This is a genomic window from Advenella mimigardefordensis DPN7 (assembly GCF_000521505.1).
Classification (GTDB): Bacteria; Pseudomonadota; Gammaproteobacteria; order Burkholderiales; family Burkholderiaceae_B; genus Advenella; species Advenella mimigardefordensis.
In genome coordinates, this window is the sequence record NZ_CP003915.1 from 1517494 (window position 1) to 1534546 (window position 17053).

General features: G+C 55.3%; 12 protein-coding genes. All 12 read left to right on the forward strand.

Going from position 1 to position 17053, the window contains the following annotated elements; genetic code table 11:
- Positions 1-69: 69 nt before the first annotated feature.
- The 12 genes from MIM_RS07065 (at position 70) to MIM_RS07120 (ending at position 16864) form a co-directional block, all read left to right on the forward strand.
- Positions 70-2946: a 2-oxoglutarate dehydrogenase E1 component gene (locus MIM_RS07065; RefSeq protein ID WP_025372056.1), complete on the forward strand. Its 2877-nt coding sequence runs from the start codon at positions 70-72 to the stop codon at positions 2944-2946.
- A gap of 33 nt (positions 2947-2979) precedes the next feature.
- On the forward strand, positions 2980-4218 hold the full coding sequence (gene odhB, locus MIM_RS07070; RefSeq protein WP_025372057.1) for a 2-oxoglutarate dehydrogenase complex dihydrolipoyllysine-residue succinyltransferase: 1239 nt from the start codon (positions 2980-2982) through the stop codon (positions 4216-4218).
- Between the two features lie 92 nt (positions 4219-4310).
- Positions 4311-5741: a dihydrolipoyl dehydrogenase gene (gene lpdA, locus MIM_RS07075; RefSeq protein ID WP_025372058.1), complete on the forward strand. Its 1431-nt coding sequence runs from the start codon at positions 4311-4313 to the stop codon at positions 5739-5741.
- 214 nt (positions 5742-5955) lie between these two features.
- The gene (gene zapE, locus MIM_RS07080; protein WP_025372059.1) at positions 5956-7047 is read left to right on the forward strand and encodes a cell division protein ZapE; all 1092 of its coding nucleotides are present in this window, start codon (positions 5956-5958) and stop codon (positions 7045-7047) included.
- A gap of 24 nt (positions 7048-7071) precedes the next feature.
- Positions 7072-8478, forward strand: coding sequence for a tryptophan--tRNA ligase (locus MIM_RS07085; RefSeq protein WP_025372060.1), 1407 nt, complete (start codon positions 7072-7074; stop codon positions 8476-8478).
- 150 nt (positions 8479-8628) lie between these two features.
- Positions 8629-9192 (forward strand): D-alanyl-D-alanine dipeptidase, encoded by a 564-nt coding sequence (gene ddpX / locus MIM_RS07090; protein WP_245592832.1) that lies wholly within the window; start codon positions 8629-8631, stop codon positions 9190-9192.
- A gap of 238 nt (positions 9193-9430) precedes the next feature.
- Positions 9431-10981, forward strand: coding sequence for an ABC transporter substrate-binding protein (locus MIM_RS07095; protein ID WP_025372062.1), 1551 nt, complete (start codon positions 9431-9433; stop codon positions 10979-10981).
- 219 nt (positions 10982-11200) lie between these two features.
- Positions 11201-12166, forward strand: coding sequence for an ABC transporter permease (locus MIM_RS07100; protein WP_042071070.1), 966 nt, complete (start codon positions 11201-11203; stop codon positions 12164-12166).
- Positions 12163-13038 carry a D,D-dipeptide ABC transporter permease gene (gene ddpC, locus MIM_RS07105; RefSeq protein ID WP_025372064.1) on the forward strand — a complete coding sequence of 292 codons (876 nt, stop codon included), beginning with the start codon at positions 12163-12165 and terminating at the stop codon, positions 13036-13038. Before MIM_RS07100 ends, ddpC begins: the two co-directional genes overlap by 4 nt.
- Entirely contained in the window at positions 13038-14117 is a 1080-nt protein-coding gene (locus tag MIM_RS07110) for an ABC transporter ATP-binding protein (protein ID WP_025372065.1), read from the forward strand. Before ddpC ends, MIM_RS07110 begins: the two co-directional genes overlap by 1 nt.
- Positions 14110-15072, forward strand: coding sequence for an oligopeptide/dipeptide ABC transporter ATP-binding protein (locus MIM_RS07115; protein WP_025372066.1), 963 nt, complete (start codon positions 14110-14112; stop codon positions 15070-15072). The genes MIM_RS07110 and MIM_RS07115 overlap by 8 nt, the downstream gene beginning before the upstream one ends.
- Positions 15062-16864: an ABCB family ABC transporter ATP-binding protein/permease gene (locus MIM_RS07120; RefSeq protein WP_025372067.1), complete on the forward strand. Its 1803-nt coding sequence runs from the start codon at positions 15062-15064 to the stop codon at positions 16862-16864. Before MIM_RS07115 ends, MIM_RS07120 begins: the two co-directional genes overlap by 11 nt.
- Positions 16865-17053: the final 189 nt, after the last annotated feature.

The following is a 17053-nucleotide window of genomic DNA, read 5'->3' on the forward strand; positions in this document are numbered from 1 at the left end:
GTCTAGCCGTAACCCGGAAGGTATACCTGCATCTCAAAGGGTGAAACACCCGCAACGGTGAAGCGATTTATGACAACGGAAACTGAAAAGAAATCTACCTCTTATTTATTCGGGAGTAATGCTCCCTATGTTGAAGAATTGTACGAAGAGTACCTGGCCAATCCGGCCGCCGTGGCTGACCACTGGCGCAACTACTTCGATCAGCTTCAGCATTCGCCTGCGACAGACGGGTCTGAAAGTACCCGTGACCAGAACCATCACTCTGTCGTCACCTCCTTTGCCCAGCGCGCCAAGGCCAATGCCTTTGCCCGGGCGGCCAAAGAAGGGGTGCCAACGCTGGAAGTCGCCAGCAAACAGCTTCACGTACAGTCATTAATCGCTGCCTATCGCTCACTGGGTGTTCGCTGGGCCCAGCTGGACCCGTTGAAACGCCGTGAACGTCCTGAAATCCCCGAACTCGATCCTGCCTTTTACGGCCTGACCGACGCTGATCTGGACCAGGTATACTCTGCTACCAACACGTATTTCACCAAGCAGGGCACCATGACCTTGCGCGAAATCCTTAACTCCCTGCGCGATACCTATTGCGGCGCTGTTGGCGCTGAGTTCATGCATATGTCCGATCCCAAAGCCAAGCGCTGGGTTCAGGAACGCCTGGAGTCTACCCACGCTAACGGTTCCTTCGATAGCGACACCAAAAAACGCATTCTGCAGCAGCTGACCGAAGCCGAAGGGCTGGAGCGTTTCCTGCATACGAAATATGTAGGTCAGAAGCGCTTTTCGCTGGAGGGGGGTGAAAGTTTCATCGCCTCTATGGACGAAGTGGTCAATCACGCCGGTGACCTGGGCGTACAGGAAATCATCGTGGGTATGGCCCACCGTGGTCGCCTGAACATGCTGGTCAACATCATGGGCAAAATGCCCGGCGATCTGTTTGCCGAGTTTGAAGGCAAGCATGCCGAAGGCCTGACCGACGGTGATGTGAAATACCACAACGGTTTCTCCAGTGACCTGTCCACGCGCGGCGGTCCGGTTCACCTGTCTCTGGCGTTTAACCCATCGCATCTGGAAATTGTTAACCCTGTGGTGGAAGGGAGTGTACGTGCCCGTCAGGAGCGTCGCGCCGATCCGCTGGGTCAACAGGTATTGCCTGTGCTGGTACACGGTGATGCCGCCTTTGCCGGCCAGGGCGTGGTCATGGAAACGCTGAATATGGCGCAGACCCGCGGTTACGGTACTGGCGGTACGCTGCACATCGTGATTAACAACCAGATTGGTTTTACCACTTCCGACCCGCGCGACTCACGTTCAACCCTGTATTGTACCGACGTGGTCAAAATGATCGAAGCGCCGGTCTTCCACGTGAACGCCGACGATCCTGAAGCCGTGGTTTTCGCAACGCGCCTGGCGCTTGATTACCGCATGGAATTTAACCACGACGTTGTTGTGGATATCATTTGCTATCGTAAACTGGGCCACAACGAGCAGGACACACCGTCACTCACACAGCCGCTTATGTATAAAAGCATTGGCGCGCACCCCGGCACACGCAAAATCTATGCAGACAAACTGACTGCACAGGGCGTACTGACCGACGGCGAGGGCGACGAGTTCGTCAAGAATTATCGACGACTGATGGAAGATGGCCAGAAAACTGTCGAGCCCGTTCTGACCGACTACAAAAACAAATACTCCATCGACTGGACGCCGTTTCTGGGTGCCAAGTGGACCGACAGCGCCGATACGGCCGTGCCACTGGCTGAACTCAAACGCATCGGTGAACGTATTACCACCGTGCCCGATACCTTCACGCCTCATAATCTGGTGAAAAAACTGCTTGCCGACCGCCGTGCAATGGCCATGGGCGAACAGAATCTTGACTGGGGCATGGGCGAGCATCTGGCCTTTGCGACATTGCTGTCCTCTGGCTACACCATCCGTATCACCGGTCAGGACTCCGGGCGCGGCACGTTTACGCACCGTCATGCCGTATTGCATGATCAGAAGCGCGAGCGCTGGAACGACGGTACTTATGTGCCATTGCAGAATATCTCCGAATCTCAGGCGCCTTTTACTGTGATCGATTCGGTGTTGTCAGAAGAGGCCGTACTGGGCTTTGAGTACGGTTATTCCTGCTCCGAGCCTAACACGCTGGTTATCTGGGAAGCGCAGTTCGGTGACTTCGTCAACGGTGCCCAGGTTGTGATTGACCAGTTCATCAGTTCAGGTGAAGCCAAATGGGGCCGTCAGTCAGGTTTAACACTGATGTTGCCACACGGTTATGAAGGGCAGGGACCAGAGCACTCCTCTGCACGTATCGAGCGCTTCCTGCAACTGTGTGCCGACCATAACATGCAGTGCGTACAGCCAACCAATGCTGCACAGATTTTCCATTTACTGCGTCGTCAGATGATCCGGCCTTTCCGCAAGCCGCTGGTGATCTTTACACCAAAATCACTGTTGCGCAACAAGGATGCCACTTCGCCACTCAGCGATCTGTCATCCGGTGAATTCCAGCCTATCCTGGGTGAAATCGACACCGCACTGGCCGCCAAGAAAGTCAAACGCGTTCTGGTGTGTTCCGGTAAGGTTTACTACGATCTGATGAACGCCCGCAAGGAACGGAAAGACGATCATGTTGCGATCCTGCGGGTAGAGCAGTTGTACCCGTTTGCACACAAATCGTTTGCCACTGAACTGGCCAAGTATCCGAATGCGACGGAAGTTGTATGGGTACAGGACGAGCCTCAGAATCAGGGACCATGGTTCTATATCCAGCACCACCTGTACGAAGACATGTCTTCCGGACAGCGCCTGGGGTATGCCGGCCGTACCGCCTCGTCCTCTCCTGCTGTTGGCTATATGGCCAAACATATTGAGCAGCAAAAGGCATTGGTAGAACAGGCTTTTGCACCCAAGCTCAAAGGATTCATTCTGACCAAGTAAGCGGTCTCATTACAATTTTACGGATTATCGAAAATGGCTATTATTGACGTTGTAGTTCCTCAGCTCTCTGAATCAATCTCCGAAGCGTCCCTGCTTGAGTGGAAAAAGAAAGTAGGCGAAGCAGTCACTCAGGATGAAACACTGATTGAAGTCGAAACCGACAAGGTCGTTCTGGAAGTGCCTGCACCGGCCAATGGCGTATTAACTGAGATCGCCGAAGGCGATGGCAGCACAGTGACGTCTGGTCAGTTGCTGGCAAGAATCGACACCGAAGCCAAAGCCGGTGCTGCTGCTCCGGCAGCCGCTGCCGCGCCTGCTGCTGAACCTGTCGCTGCCGAGCCCGCCAAAGCCGAAGCTGCGCCAGCCAAGGCCGCTGAAGCCAGCAAGGGCAGTGCAGGCGTTGCGTCTCCTGCTGCCAGCAAAATTCTGTCTGAAAAAGGCATCGCGGCTGCCGACGTCGCCGGCTCTGGTCGTGACGGTCGTGTCACCAAGGCGGATGCCGCTGCCGCTACAGCAGCTCCTGCTGCACCCGCCGCTGCAGCCGCCGCACCGGCAACGCTATCGCTTGATGGCCGTCCTGAACAGCGCGTGCCAATGACCCGTCTGCGCGCACGTATCGCCGAGCGTCTGATCCAGTCTCAGCAGGAAAACGCTATCCTCACGACGTTCAACGAAGTGAACATGAAGGCCGTGATTGATCTGCGCAATGCCTATAAAGATCGCTTTGAAAAAGAACACGGCGTGAAACTGGGCTTTATGTCCTTCTTCGTTAAAGCTGCCGTTGCCGCACTGAAAAAATACCCATTGCTGAATGCGTCTGTTGACGGTAAAGATATTATTTACCACGGTTACTTTGACATTGGTATCGCCGTCAGCAGCCCGCGCGGCCTGGTTGTGCCTATCGTGCGCAATGCAGATCAGCTGACATTTGCAGAAATCGAAAAAACCATTGCGGACTACGGTGTTAAAGCCCGCGAAGGCAAAATCAGCCTGGAAGATCTGACTGGCGGTACCTTCTCTATTTCCAACGGTGGTGTTTTCGGTTCCATGCTGTCTACCCCCATTATCAATCCGCCACAATCTGCGATCCTGGGCGTACACGCCACCAAGGACCGTCCTGTGGTAGAGAATGGTCAGGTCGTCATCCGTCCAATCAACTTCCTGGCGATGTCATACGATCACCGTATCATTGACGGCCGCGAAGCGGTGCTGGGTCTGGTTGCCATGAAAGAGGCACTGGAAGATCCACAACGTCTGCTGCTGGACCTGTAAGCAACACAGTCTGAATGCGCCCCTTCACGGGGCGCGCGTTTTTCATAGGATGCGTGTGAGCGCGTCTGCTCTATAGAAATCAAGAGAACATTATGTCTTCACAATTTGACGTTGTCGTAATTGGTGCCGGGCCCGGCGGTTACATTGCAGCTATCCGTGCTGCGCAGCTGGGTAAGAAAGTAGCGTGTATTGATGCCTGGGCCGATGAAGCCGGCAATCCGAAACCGGGTGGTACCTGCACCAATGTAGGCTGCATTCCCTCCAAAGCCCTGCTGCAATCTTCCGAGCATTTTGAACAGGCCAATCACCATTTTGCAGAACACGGCATTGAAGTGGGCAGCGTCAAGCTCAACCTGGACACCCTGATAGGTCGCAAGGACACGGTTGTTAAACAGAACAACGACGGTATTCTGTATCTGTTCAAAAAGAACAAAGTGACTTTCTTTTCGGGCGTGGGCGCCTTTGACGGTAAAGCCGAAGATGGCAGCTGGAAAATCAGCGTCACCGGCAAGAAAGCAGAAAGCCTGACCGCCACGCATGTGATCGTGGCTACCGGTTCGGTTGCGCGTGCACTACCAGGACTGCCGTTCGACGAAAAGCAGGTTCTGTCTAATGATGGCGCCCTGCGAATTGCCGGTGTGCCCAAGAAACTGGGCGTCATTGGCGCCGGCGTGATTGGTCTGGAAATGGGTAGTGTCTGGCGCCGTCTGGGTGCGGAAGTGACCATTCTGGAAGCCATGCCTGAATTTCTGGCAGCGGCCGATGTTCAGGTTGCCAAGGAAGCGCAAAAAGCGTTTGCCAAGCAGGGTCTGAAAATTGAAACCGGCGTTAAAATCGGCGAAATCAAAACCACGGCGCGTACCGTTACCGTACCGTATACCGATGCCAAAGGAGCAGAGCAGTCCCTGGTCGTGGATAAACTGATCGTGTCTATCGGCCGTGTTCCTTTCACGGGCAATCTGAACGCCGACAGCGTTGGCCTGCAACTGGACGAGCGCGGGTTCATCAGCGTCAATGAAGAATGCAAAACCAATCTGCCTAATGTATGGGCGGTAGGTGACGTGGTGCGCGGCCCCATGCTGGCACACAAAGCCGAAGAGGAAGGTGTTGCCGTGGCTGAACGTATTGCCGGTCAGCATGGTCATGTCAACTTCGATACCATTCCATGGGTGATCTATACTTCTCCTGAAATTGCATGGGTGGGTAAAACCGAACAGCAATTGAAAGCAGAAAAGCGCGAAATCCGCACTGGCAGCTTCCCATTCATGGCTAACGGTCGCGCGCGTGCGTTGGGCGATACCACTGGCTTTGCCAAAGTGATTGCCGATGCCAAGACAGACGAAGTGCTGGGCGTGCATATTGTCGGACCTATGGCTTCGGAACTGATTGCCGAAGCGGTAACCATCATGGAATTCAAAGGCGCCGCCGAAGATATCGCGCGCATTTGCCATGCACACCCAACCTTGTCTGAAGCAGTGAAGGAAGCCGCACTGGCCGTTGATAAACGCGCCCTGAACTTCTGATCGACAGCACCATGTTGAATACGGCACGGGCATCTGGTTTGACCGGTGCCTGCCGTCAGTCTGATATTTCTGTATCGGCCAAACCGGGGTGCCACTGGCACCCCGGTTTGTTCCTGCCGTATATCCCTGTCGGCCTGCGAGCACGAACAGTACGTGCCGCTGTCACCTTGCCAGCGCTGGCATCTATCCGAATTTATTCTCACTCATCTGCTCCATGAACGTACTGCAATACTACGAAAAGACTCTTGCTGATCGCGGCTATCGGGCCGATGCGGCCCAGCAGAAGGCGATTGAGCGTTTGCAGGTTTTCGCCGACGAACTGGTTGCCTATCAACAAGAGTTGGCTAAACCTTTTCGCCGGTTTTTCCGCAAGCCGGAGCCGCCGCGTGGCGTTTACATGTGGGGCGGGGTCGGCCGCGGCAAAAGTTTTCTGATGGATTCCTTCTTCATGACGGTGCAGATCGAGAAGAAGACGCGGATTCACTTTCATGAATTTATGCGCAGTGTGCACCATCAGTTACAGGCGCTGCGTGGCAAGAGCGATCCTCTGGACGAAGTGGCGCATATCATCAGCGATAAATACAAGCTGATCTGTTTTGATGAGTTTCACGTCTCCGATATTGCAGATGCCATGATTCTGTACAAGCTGCTGCTCAATCTGTTTGACAACGGCACCAGCTTTATCATGACCTCCAATTATGAGCCATCGACACTGTATCCGGATGGCCTGCACCGTGACCGTATCCTGCCGGCCATTGCCCTGATTGAAAAACGCATGGACGTGGTCAATGTGGATACGGGCGTTGATTATCGGCAGCGCACGCTCGAGCAGGTACGCATGTACTTGACGCCGCTCAATGAGGACACGCAGGCACAGTTGCAGCAGGCATTTGACAGCCTGGCCGAAACGGCTCCGCAGGACACTGATCTGCGGATCGAGAACCGTGTGATCCGGGCCCGTGCGGTTGCCGGATCGGTGGTCTGGTTCACTTTTGCGGAGCTTTGTGGTGGCCCGCGCTCACAGAACGACTATCTGGAACTGGCCAATCGCTATCAGACCATTGTTCTCTCGGATGTGCCGCGCATGATGCCCAGACATTCCTCCGAGGCCCGGCGTTTTACCTGGTTGATCGATGTCCTGTATGATCATCATGTCAAGCTGATCATGTCGGCCGAATGTCCGCCCGAGGAACTGTATACTGAAGGCGTGCTCGCGAATGAATTTCACCGGACCGTATCACGGATTACCGAAATGCAGTCCAAAGAGTATCTTGAGTCCGAAAGACGCTTGTCGGTGAAACTTTAATACTATTGCAGTTGGAAACAGAATATGAGTGTTGAACAAACTTCCCCAGCCGGTGACGCAAGCCGGAATGTGCGCGTATTAACGGGCATTACCACTTCCGGCACACCGCATCTGGGCAATTATGCGGGTGCGATCCGGCCGGCGGTGGCCGCCAGTCGTCAGCCCAACGTTGATGCCTTCTTTTTTCTGGCCGACTATCATGCGCTGATCAAATGTGACGATCCGCAGCGCGTGGCCGCCTCGCGTTTGGAAATTGCCGCAACCTGGCTTGCCGCAGGGCTGGACCCCGAAAAAGTGACCTTTTATCGCCAGTCGGATGTGCCGGAGATTCCGGAACTGAGCTGGATCCTGACCTGCATTACCCCCAAGGGTCTGATGAATCGCGCCCATGCATACAAGGCGTCGGTGGATCAGAATGAGGCGCGCGGCGATGAACCCGATGACGGGGTGAATATGGGGCTTTTCTCCTACCCTGTCCTGATGGCTGCCGATATTCTGATGTTCAATGCCAACCGCGTACCTGTTGGCCGTGACCAGATCCAGCACCTGGAAATGGCGCGCGATATTGCCCAGCGCTTTAATCATCAGTATGGAGCAGGGCGCGATTACTTTGTGCTGCCCGACGTGCAGATTGATGAAGATGTAGCCACCTTGCCTGGCCTGGATGGGCGCAAGATGTCCAAAAGCTATAACAACACCATTCCGCTGTTCGAAGGTGGTGCCAAAGCGTTACCCAATGCGATTGCGCGGATCGTGACCGATTCCCGCGCCCCCGGTGAGGCCAAAGATGCTGAAGCGTCGCATCTGTTTATGATTTACAAGGCTTTCGCCACGCCGCAGGAGACAGACCATTTCCGGCGCGAACTGGCTGACGGCATGGGCTGGGGCGATGCCAAGAAAAAACTGGCGACTCACCTGGAAACCATTCTGGCACCGATGCGCGAGCAATATGTCACTCTCATGGATAATCCTGAAAGGATTGAAGACATTTTGCAGGCGGGCGCCGCCAAGGCACGCAGGCTGGCGACGCCTTTTATGCAGGAGATTCGCGAGGCGGTTGGCCTGCGCAATGGTACCCGCGTAAAAAGTGCGGCGCCGGAGAAAAAGAAAAGCGGTAAGGCGGCCCGGTTTATCAGCTTCCGTGATGATGATGGCACTTTCCGCAGCCGCCTGGTTGCGGCCGATGGCGATACCCTGCTGTTATCGGGCCCCTATACCGAGCCGAAACAGGCCGGACAGTTTGCCACGCAACTGTTATCGCTGGACCTGCGCTCGCTGATCCGTCGCAATCCCGACTACAGCGTTACCGTTCTGCTGGACGAGCAGGAGTTGGGGTCAAGCCCGGCCATGCAATCGGAGATGGAGCGTGAAGCGCTGATTGTACGATTGTTACAGACAGTTGATTCGCTGGCACCTGCCAGCGATGCATAGCCGCCGGGCTGGCGAGGGCCGGCCCGTATTTGGTTCGTCATAGGTTTGTCCCAGGTTCTTAGTAGATCCGTCTTAGGTTCGTATCAGGTTTACGACAATTGCAATGACGCGATGGCAACATTGCCAACCCTTTTAATACAGAGTCAGTATATGGATACACGCGTGACCGATCAGGATTTGCTTGTTATTGATGAAGCACAGTACGGTGTTGTGATTGATCTGGTCTATGCCAGCAGCAATAACATTGCAGGGCGCATCGTGTACCAGACCGCCCGTTGCGCCCTGCACAAAGACGCAGCGCCGCTGTTGCACAGAGCGGCGGAACTGGCTCGTTCTGCCGGTTATACCCTGAAGATTTTCGATGGCTATCGGCCACCTGCGGCACAGCGTATTTTCTGGTCGGCATTGCCCGATGCCCAGTATGTTGCAGATCCGTCACAGGGTTCGCATCATTCTCGCGGTACGGCGGTGGACGTGACGTTATTGGACGAGAATGGTGGCGAACTGGATATGGGCACCGGCTTTGATGCCATGGAAGATGCGTCGCACCACGATTATGCAGATCTGCCTGCTCTGGTGCAGAAAAATCGCTTGTTGTTGCTGGGTATTATGCTGCATGCCGGATTCCGGGGCATCAAGTCGGAATGGTGGCATTATGAATTGCCAAATTCAGTCAGCTACCCGATCATTGAAAGTACGCTGGTTACCGTTTAACGGGCACTGATCAGGTATAGCCAGGTTGAGCAGTCCGGATATAGGGATAGATGACTATTTCCTATTCCTATGACATTTGCTAAGATTTGCTCTTCATGTACAGGTTTGCGATTCACTCAGCCTGCAGCATTTCAGTCATTGTCGCCAATGCCTGCCAGTCGCAATCCGGACGCAGCATGCCTGCGCCGCGTTGACCAGACGGGTGCCTGTCGACGGGACAATCTACCGGAGTCTTACCATGTCAGTTCGCCGTACGTTTATGAAAAACGCATTCGTGGTGGCCTGTGCCACTGCACTGGGATTGTCTGTCAGCGCCGCGGTGCAAGCGGCCACGCCCAAGAATATGCTGGTTATCTCCAAAAGCGCTGATCCGCAAATGCTGGATATCGCCGTGACGATGGACAATAACGACTGGTCTATCACTTACCCCAGCTATCAGCGACTCATCAAATACAAGGCGGGCGGCTCGACCGAGGTGGAAGGCGAACTGGCCAAAAACTGGACCACCTCCGAGGACAAGCTCACCTGGACATTCACCCTGAATGACGGGCAGAAATTCAGCGACGGAACCCCAGTTAATGCGGAAGCGGTCAAGTACAGTTTTGACCGCCTCATGAAGATGAAGCAGGGCCCGTCCGAACCGTTTCCTGCCGGCCTGCAGGTCACGGTCAAGGATCCGCTCACTGTCGAATTTAAACTGGATAAGCCGTTTGCACCGTTTCTGAATATTCTGGCCAACAATGGCGCGGGTATTGTTAATCCGGCAGTTGAGAAGCAGGAAGGGGGTGCAGAGAAATATCTGGCCGGGCATACCGCCGGTTCAGGTCCCTATCAGCTGGCTAAATGGAACAAGGGTCAGAGCCTGATTCTGGAGCGCAATCCGCATTACGGCGGCCAGAAACCGGCACTGGAAAAAGTGGCATTTAAAATCGTACCCGAAGCGTCTGCCCGACGCCTGCAATTGCAGAATGGCGATCTGGATATCGTGGGCAGCATCCAGCCCGATCAGGTGAAAGCCATGCAAAACGCCAAAGGCGTGGTATTCAAAAAAGTGCCATCGCTACTGGTTTCGTATTTGTACCTGAACAATAAAACCGGGCCGCTCACCAATGTCGCACTGCGCAAAGCAATTACCGAGGCAGTTGACTACAACGGTATGATTAACGGGATTATGAATGGCGAGGCAAAACCGCTAAATGGTCCTATTCCCGATGGCATGTGGGGCCACGACGCTGCTGCGCCCGCATTCAAAACCGATGTGGCGGCCGCAAAGGCCAGCATAGGCGACGCTGCGCCGGACAAACCACTGACCTTGCTGTACTCCACCAAAGAGCCGTACTGGGAGCCTATCGTGCTGTCAGTCCAGGCCAGCCTGCAGGCGGTGGGTGTCAAGGTAAGGCTGGAAAAACTGGCCAATGCCACCATGCGTGACCGCTTGGGCAAAGGCGACTTTGATATCTCTATAGGCAACTGGTCCCCCGATTTTGCCGACCCGTTCATGTTCATGAATTACTGGTTTGATTCGTCCAAGCAGGGGCTGCCGGGCAATCGTTCCTTCTATTCCAACTCTGAAGTAGACAAGCTGGTGCGTCAGGCGGCAGAAGAAACCGATCAGGCCAAACGAACCAGCTTGTATCAGGAGGCGCAGAAGCAGGTGATAAAAGACTACGCTTATGTCTACCTGTTCCAGCACAGCAATCAAATGGGCTTGCGCGACAATGTAAAGGGTTATGCCTACAATCCCATGCTGCATGACGTCTATAATGTCGCGGATATCACCAAGGACTGACATCAGCAGGTAATGCCGGGTGCACAGCTTGTGCCTGGCAGGTATCAGCCTGGCTGCCGTCGCATAGCGCGACCTTGTCGTGGTTAACGCAAGCGTCGTGGCTTGAATAATCGGGTGAACGCGGCGTCTTGTCCGTGACAAGGCGCTGTCACCATTTCAAAAAGGCCGGTTTTGTTTTTCCAGATATTGTGTAAGCGGCTGCCCTGGCTCATTGTGGTGATGCTGGGTGTGTCAATAATCACTTTCAGCGTGTCTCATCTGATTCCCGGCGATCCTGCGCGGCTGATTGCCGGCGATCGGGCTACCGACGAAATCGTGGCGGGCATCCGTCACAAGCTGGGACTGGATCTGCCGCTGTATGAGCAGTACTGGCTCTATTTGAAAGGTCTGCTGCATGCAGACCTGGGCACGTCTATTCGTACGGGCCGTCCGGTTGTGGAGGATTTGCTCACGTTTTTTCCGGCTACGCTGGAGCTGGCCGTCGTGGCGCTGCTGTTATCCATGCTGGTGGGCATTCCACTGGGTGTGCTGTCGGCCGTGTACAAAAATTCCTGGATTGACCAACTGGCACGAACCCTGGCAGTAACGGGCATATCCATGCCGGCGTTCTGGCTGGGCCTGGGCTTGCTGATTATTTTCTATGGGCATTTGTCGTGGTTCCCGTCAGGTGGCCGCGTCGACAGCCTGCTGGGTGACCCGCCAACCATCACCGGTTTTTTCCTGATCGATTCGCTTATTGCCGGGGACTGGGACGTCTTTTTCAGCGCGGTTGAACATCTGGTGTTGCCGGCCTTTACCCTGAGCTTTGTGCATCTGGGTGTGGTGGCCAGACAGATTCGTTCTTCCATGCTGGAGCAGCTCTCGGAGGATTACGTGCGTACCGCCAGGGCGTATGGGCTGGGTCGCTGGAAAATCATTCTTGGCCATGCATTGCCCAACGCACTGATTCCGTCTGTGACCGTATTGGGTCTGGCCATGGGGGATCTGCTCTACGGCGCGGTGCTGACCGAGACCGTCTTCGGCTGGCCGGGCATGGGCCTGTATGTAGTCGAATCGATTCAGGCGCTGGATTTTCCTGCTGTGATGGGGTTTGCCGTGCTGGTGTCGTTTGTCTATGTCCTGCTCAATATGCTGGTTGATCTGCTGTACAGCGTGCTGGACCCGCGTATCAAGGATGCAGGATGATGGCAGCCGCTAGTGGAACGTCGCAGCGATCCTATTCGCTTTCCTATTTCTGGTATCAGTTGCGCCGCAGCCCCATGATGCTGCTCGGGCTGGCCCTGATCGCCGTGATGTGTCTGTCCGCATTGCTGGCGCCGCTGCTGGCCGGGTATGCGCCGGATGCCATTGATCTGGGCAGCCGGCTGTTGCCCCCATCGGCCATGCACTTGTTCGGTACCGACGAAGTGGGCCGGGATCTGTTCAGCCGGGTCCTTTACGGAGGGCGTCAATCGATTGGCGTTGGTATTTTCGTTGCAGTGGTGGCCAGCGCGATTGGTGCAGTGATCGGCTGCTTCTCGGGCATTATTGGTCGCACGGTTGATACGCTCATTATGCGTGCGATGGATATCGTGCTGTCGGTTCCCTCGCTGGTGCTGACGATGGCACTGGCCGCCGCGCTGGGGCCGAGTCTGTTCAATGCGATGATTGCCATTACGATCGTGCGTATTCCCTATTATGTCAGGCTGGCACGGGGCCAGACGCTCAGCATCCGCGAGATGGCCTATGTACAGGCCGCCAGAACATTCGGCGCCGGCAGGCGACATCTGGTACGCTGGCATGTCCTGCGTAACGCATTGCCGCCGGTGATTGTCCAGATGACGCTAGATATCGGCAACGCTATCCTCATGGCTGCGGCACTTGGATTTATCGGTCTGGGTGCCCAGCAGCCTACCGCCGAGTGGGGCGCTATGATTGCGTCGGGTCGTAATTTTCTGCTGGATCAGTGGTGGTATTGCACCTTTCCCGGTGTGGCGATCCTGATCACGGCCATCGGCTTCAATCTGGTAGGCGATGGCGTTCGTGATATGCTGGACCCAAAACAGAAGGTGAAATAATGATGTCCAACAGTCAGCTCAATACGCCAGGGCAGCGTGCGACGCAGATAGCGGGTCAGGACACGGTTCCGCCTGTACTGGACATCAATAATCTGCATATTGAATTTCCTGTTTTCCGGGGTGCGGTGCAGGCGCTTAATGGCGTGACCATTCGTGTGCAACCGGGTGAAATCGTGGGGGTGGTTGGCGAGTCGGGTTCAGGAAAATCCGTGACCGCCATGATGAGCATGCGGCTGATTCCGCAACGCGACTATATTGTACGCAAGGGCAGCATTCATAAATCGGGCACGAATATACTGACGGCCTCGGAAAAGCAAATGCGCCGGATTCGTGGTCGTGATATGGCCATGATTTTCCAGGAGCCCATGACCGCACTCAATCCGACCATGCGGGTTGGCCGTCAAATTACAGATGTCATCAGGAAGCACACTGCGCTGTCAGTGAAACAGGCACGTGAGCGCGCCATTGCACTGCTGCGGGACATGCACATTGCAGATCCGCAGTATGTCTTCGATGCCTATCCTTTCGAATTGTCGGGTGGGATGCGGCAGCGAATCATGATTGCGCTGGCCTTTTCCTGTGACCCATCACTGCTGATCGCCGATGAGCCGACCACCGCGCTCGATGTCACGGTGCAAAAGCAGGTGCTGATGCTGTTGCGTGAACGGGCGCAAAAAACCGGTACGGCTATTTTGCTTATTACACATGACATGGCGGTGGTGTCGCAGTTTTGTGAACGGATTTATGTGATGTACGCGGGCAGCGTGGTAGAGCAGGGCACGGCTGCCGACGTGATTCATCGGCCCACCCATCCATACACCCGCGGATTGCTGGGGGCGTTGCCGGAAAACGCCAGTCCGGGTGCGCCGTTACTGGCGATCGCGGGACAGGCGCCGAACCTGGCCGAATTGCCCCAGGGCTGTGTTTTTCGTCATCGCTGCCATCTGCAGACCGAGGCCTGTGCGCAGGTTCCGCCACTGATGCCGCTGTCGCCGGCCCCTGGTTTTGCCGATGCCGTCGACGTCTCAGGACACGCGGCCGCCTGTTGGGTAACCGTCCCGGAGGCCTCCAATGTCTGATCCCGTTCTGACGCTGGAAAATATCCAGGTTCGCTTTCCCGTCAAACGCAACTGGCGTGGCCGGGCACGGGCCTGGGCGCATGCGCTCAATGGCGTCGATCTGAGCGTGATGCGCGGCGAAACGCTGGGTGTAGTGGGTGAATCCGGCTGCGGTAAAACCACGCTGGCACAGGTATTGATGGGCCTGCAACAGCCGGCACAAGGGCAATTGCGCTGGCACAATGAATCCGGCAGGCCCAATGTACAGATTGTTTTCCAGGACCCGCAATCGTCACTTGATCCACGTTTGCCTGTGTGGAAAATTATCACCGAACCCTCCTGCGTCAAGGGTGAAGCGCAGGAGTCGGCCATGCGCTCGCGTGCTGCGCGCTTGGCCGAGCAGGTCGGCCTCTCGCCGGATTATCTGAACCGCTATCCGCATGAGTTTTCGGGTGGGCAGCGTCAGCGCATTGCCATTGCCCGGGCGCTGGCTTCTGACCCTGATGTGATCGTGCTGGACGAACCCACCTCGGCACTGGATATTTCAGTTCAGGCGCAGATTATTAATCTGCTGTTTCAATTGCAGCGGGAGCGCCAGCTCACCTATATTCTTATTTCGCACAACGTCTCGGTCATCCGGCACATGAGTAATCGTATTGCGGTCATGTATCTGGGGCAAATCGTAGAGCTGGGCGACACTGCACAGGTGCTGGCCGGGCAACGCCATCCCTACACCCGGTTATTGCTGGATGCCGTGCCGGTGCTGGGTGCGCCATTGCCGCAGAGCGGGGTACAGGCCATGCCTGAATTGCCAGGTAACCGCGTCTTGCCCACCGGCTGCTTTTTTCTGGATCGTTGCGCTTTTCGCAAGCAAGGCTGTGAGCAACGCCAGCAACTCAAGCCGATAGATACAGAAACGCCGGTGCACCATGTTCGGTGTCACCGTTTTGATCATGATGAAGCCGATGGAAAATAGCAAAATACAGGCAGAGGCATCGCGCGCTGCAAGAAAAAAAGGTTTCGGCGTGATTGTTTCCCTGCTGCCGTATATCTGGATGTTCAAGTGGCGGGTGATCGCTGCGCTTGCCTGCCTGGTGATTGCCAAGGTGGCCAGCGTGATGCTGCCGGTCTATCTCAAGGACATTGTGGACCAGCTCAGTCTGCCAGGGACGGCGCTGGTGTTGCCGGTCGCCGCGCTGCTGGCCTATGGTTTTGCGCGCATCTCCAGCAGTGTTTTTTCGGAGTTGCGTGACGCCCTGTTTTCCAAAGTGACACAGGGATCAATACAGCGGATTGCCGCCACAATCTTTACGCATCTTTTCGGCCTGTCGATTCGTTATCACCTGGAGCGGCAGACCGGTGGTCTGAGTCGCGATATGGATCGTGGCACCAAGGGTATCGGTTTTCTGTTGAACTTCACCCTGTTCAATATTCTGCCGACATTGCTTGAACTCACCATGGTGATGGTGATTCTGCTGGTGCGCTATGACATCTGGTTTGCCGTTGTCATCCTGGCCACCATCGCCGCTTATATCGTCTTCACACTGGTGGTAACAGAGCGGCGCATGGTGATGCGCAGACGCATGAACAGCCTGGACAGCATGGCCAATACGCAGGCGATTGATGCCCTGATCAATTACGAAACCGTTAAATATTTCAATAACGAATCGTATGAAATTGAACGCTACGACAGCAATCTGGGCAAATGGGTAGACTCGGCAGTGCAAAATCAGATTTCACTGAACCTGCTGAATGCCGGTCAGGGCGTCATTATCACGCTTGGCATGGTGGTCCTGTTGTGGATGGCTGCCGGGCGGGTGACCACCGGCCAAATGACCGTGGGTGATATTGTCCTGATTTCAGCATATCTGACGCAACTGTACGCGCCGCTCAATTTTCTGGGATTCATTTATCGCGAAATCAAAAACTCCCTGTCGGATATGGAGCGCATGTTCGGTATTCTGGACCAGCACCAGGAAATTGAGGACCTACCGCAGAGCGTGCCGCTGGACACACGCAGCGCCAGTATTCGCTTCGAACATGTAGGCTTTGCCTACGAGCCGGAACGGCAGATACTGCATGATGTGAGTTTCACGATTGCGGCGGGTGAGACGGTTGCTGTCGTGGGTACGTCGGGAGCGGGTAAATCCACACTGTCGCGACTGCTGTTTCGCTTCTACGACGTGACCTCTGGCCGGATTACGATTAACGGTCGTGATATCCGGGAGTACACGCAACTGAGTCTGCGCCAGCATATCGGGATCGTGCCGCAGGACACGGTGCTGTTCAATAACAGCATCTATTACAACATTGCCTATGGGCGCCCCGATGCGACGCGGGACGACGTCCTGGAGGCCGCCAGAGCTGCCAGCATTCACGAATTCGTTATGTCGCTGCCCGAGGGCTATGACACCGAAGTGGGCGAGCGCGGCCTCAAATTATCAGGTGGCGAGAAGCAGCGCGTGGCCATTGCCCGTACCATTCTGAAAAATCCGCCCATCCTGGTACTGGATGAAGCCACCAGTGCACTGGATACACGTACAGAAAGAGCGATCCAGGATGAACTGTACAAGATCACCGAAGGCCGCACCACCCTGATTATTGCCCATCGCCTGTCCACGATTGTAGAAGCCGACCGGGTTCTGGTCATGGATCGGGGCAGGGTAGTCGAACAGGGTTCGCATATTCAGTTGTTGCAGGCCAACGGCGTTTATGCACGGATGTGGGCCATGCAGTTTGCGGCAACGGACGAAGGGACGGATGTTTGACAGGTGGAATGGCCACCTGGGTGTGGACCTGCTTCAGGTAGTGCCAGCCACTGTAGATGTAATGTAGTGACGGCACATGCGGCGACCGTAAGGCCCGATATGCCGAAAGCACCGATTCGGACAACGAAAATATCGCCTGTCAACGGTCATTGCAGATGCAATACGTCGTGTTATTGCATCTGCTATTAG

Bases quoted from the DNA above. Each gene is read 5' to 3' on its own strand.
- ddpC (WP_025372064.1), top strand. From the start codon at position 12,163: ATGATGGCAGCCGCTAGTGGAACGTCGCAGCGATCCTATTCGCTTTCC.
- MIM_RS07100 (WP_042071070.1), top strand. From the start codon at position 11,201: ATGCTGGGTGTGTCAATAATCACTTTCAGCGTGTCTCATCTGATTCCC.
- MIM_RS07065 (WP_025372056.1), top strand. From the start codon at position 70: ATGACAACGGAAACTGAAAAGAAATCTACCTCTTATTTATTCGGGAGT.
- odhB (WP_025372057.1), top strand. From the start codon at position 2,980: ATGGCTATTATTGACGTTGTAGTTCCTCAGCTCTCTGAATCAATCTCC.
- MIM_RS07110 (WP_025372065.1), top strand. From the start codon at position 13,038: ATGATGTCCAACAGTCAGCTCAATACGCCAGGGCAGCGTGCGACGCAG.
- MIM_RS07085 (WP_025372060.1), top strand. From the start codon at position 7,072: ATGAGTGTTGAACAAACTTCCCCAGCCGGTGACGCAAGCCGGAATGTG.
- MIM_RS07115 (WP_025372066.1), top strand. From the start codon at position 14,110: ATGTCTGATCCCGTTCTGACGCTGGAAAATATCCAGGTTCGCTTTCCC.
- lpdA (WP_025372058.1), top strand. From the start codon at position 4,311: ATGTCTTCACAATTTGACGTTGTCGTAATTGGTGCCGGGCCCGGCGGT.
- MIM_RS07095 (WP_025372062.1), top strand. From the start codon at position 9,431: ATGTCAGTTCGCCGTACGTTTATGAAAAACGCATTCGTGGTGGCCTGT.
- zapE (WP_025372059.1), top strand. From the start codon at position 5,956: ATGAACGTACTGCAATACTACGAAAAGACTCTTGCTGATCGCGGCTAT.
- ddpX (WP_245592832.1), top strand. From the start codon at position 8,629: ATGGATACACGCGTGACCGATCAGGATTTGCTTGTTATTGATGAAGCA.
- MIM_RS07120 (WP_025372067.1), top strand. From the start codon at position 15,062: ATGGAAAATAGCAAAATACAGGCAGAGGCATCGCGCGCTGCAAGAAAA.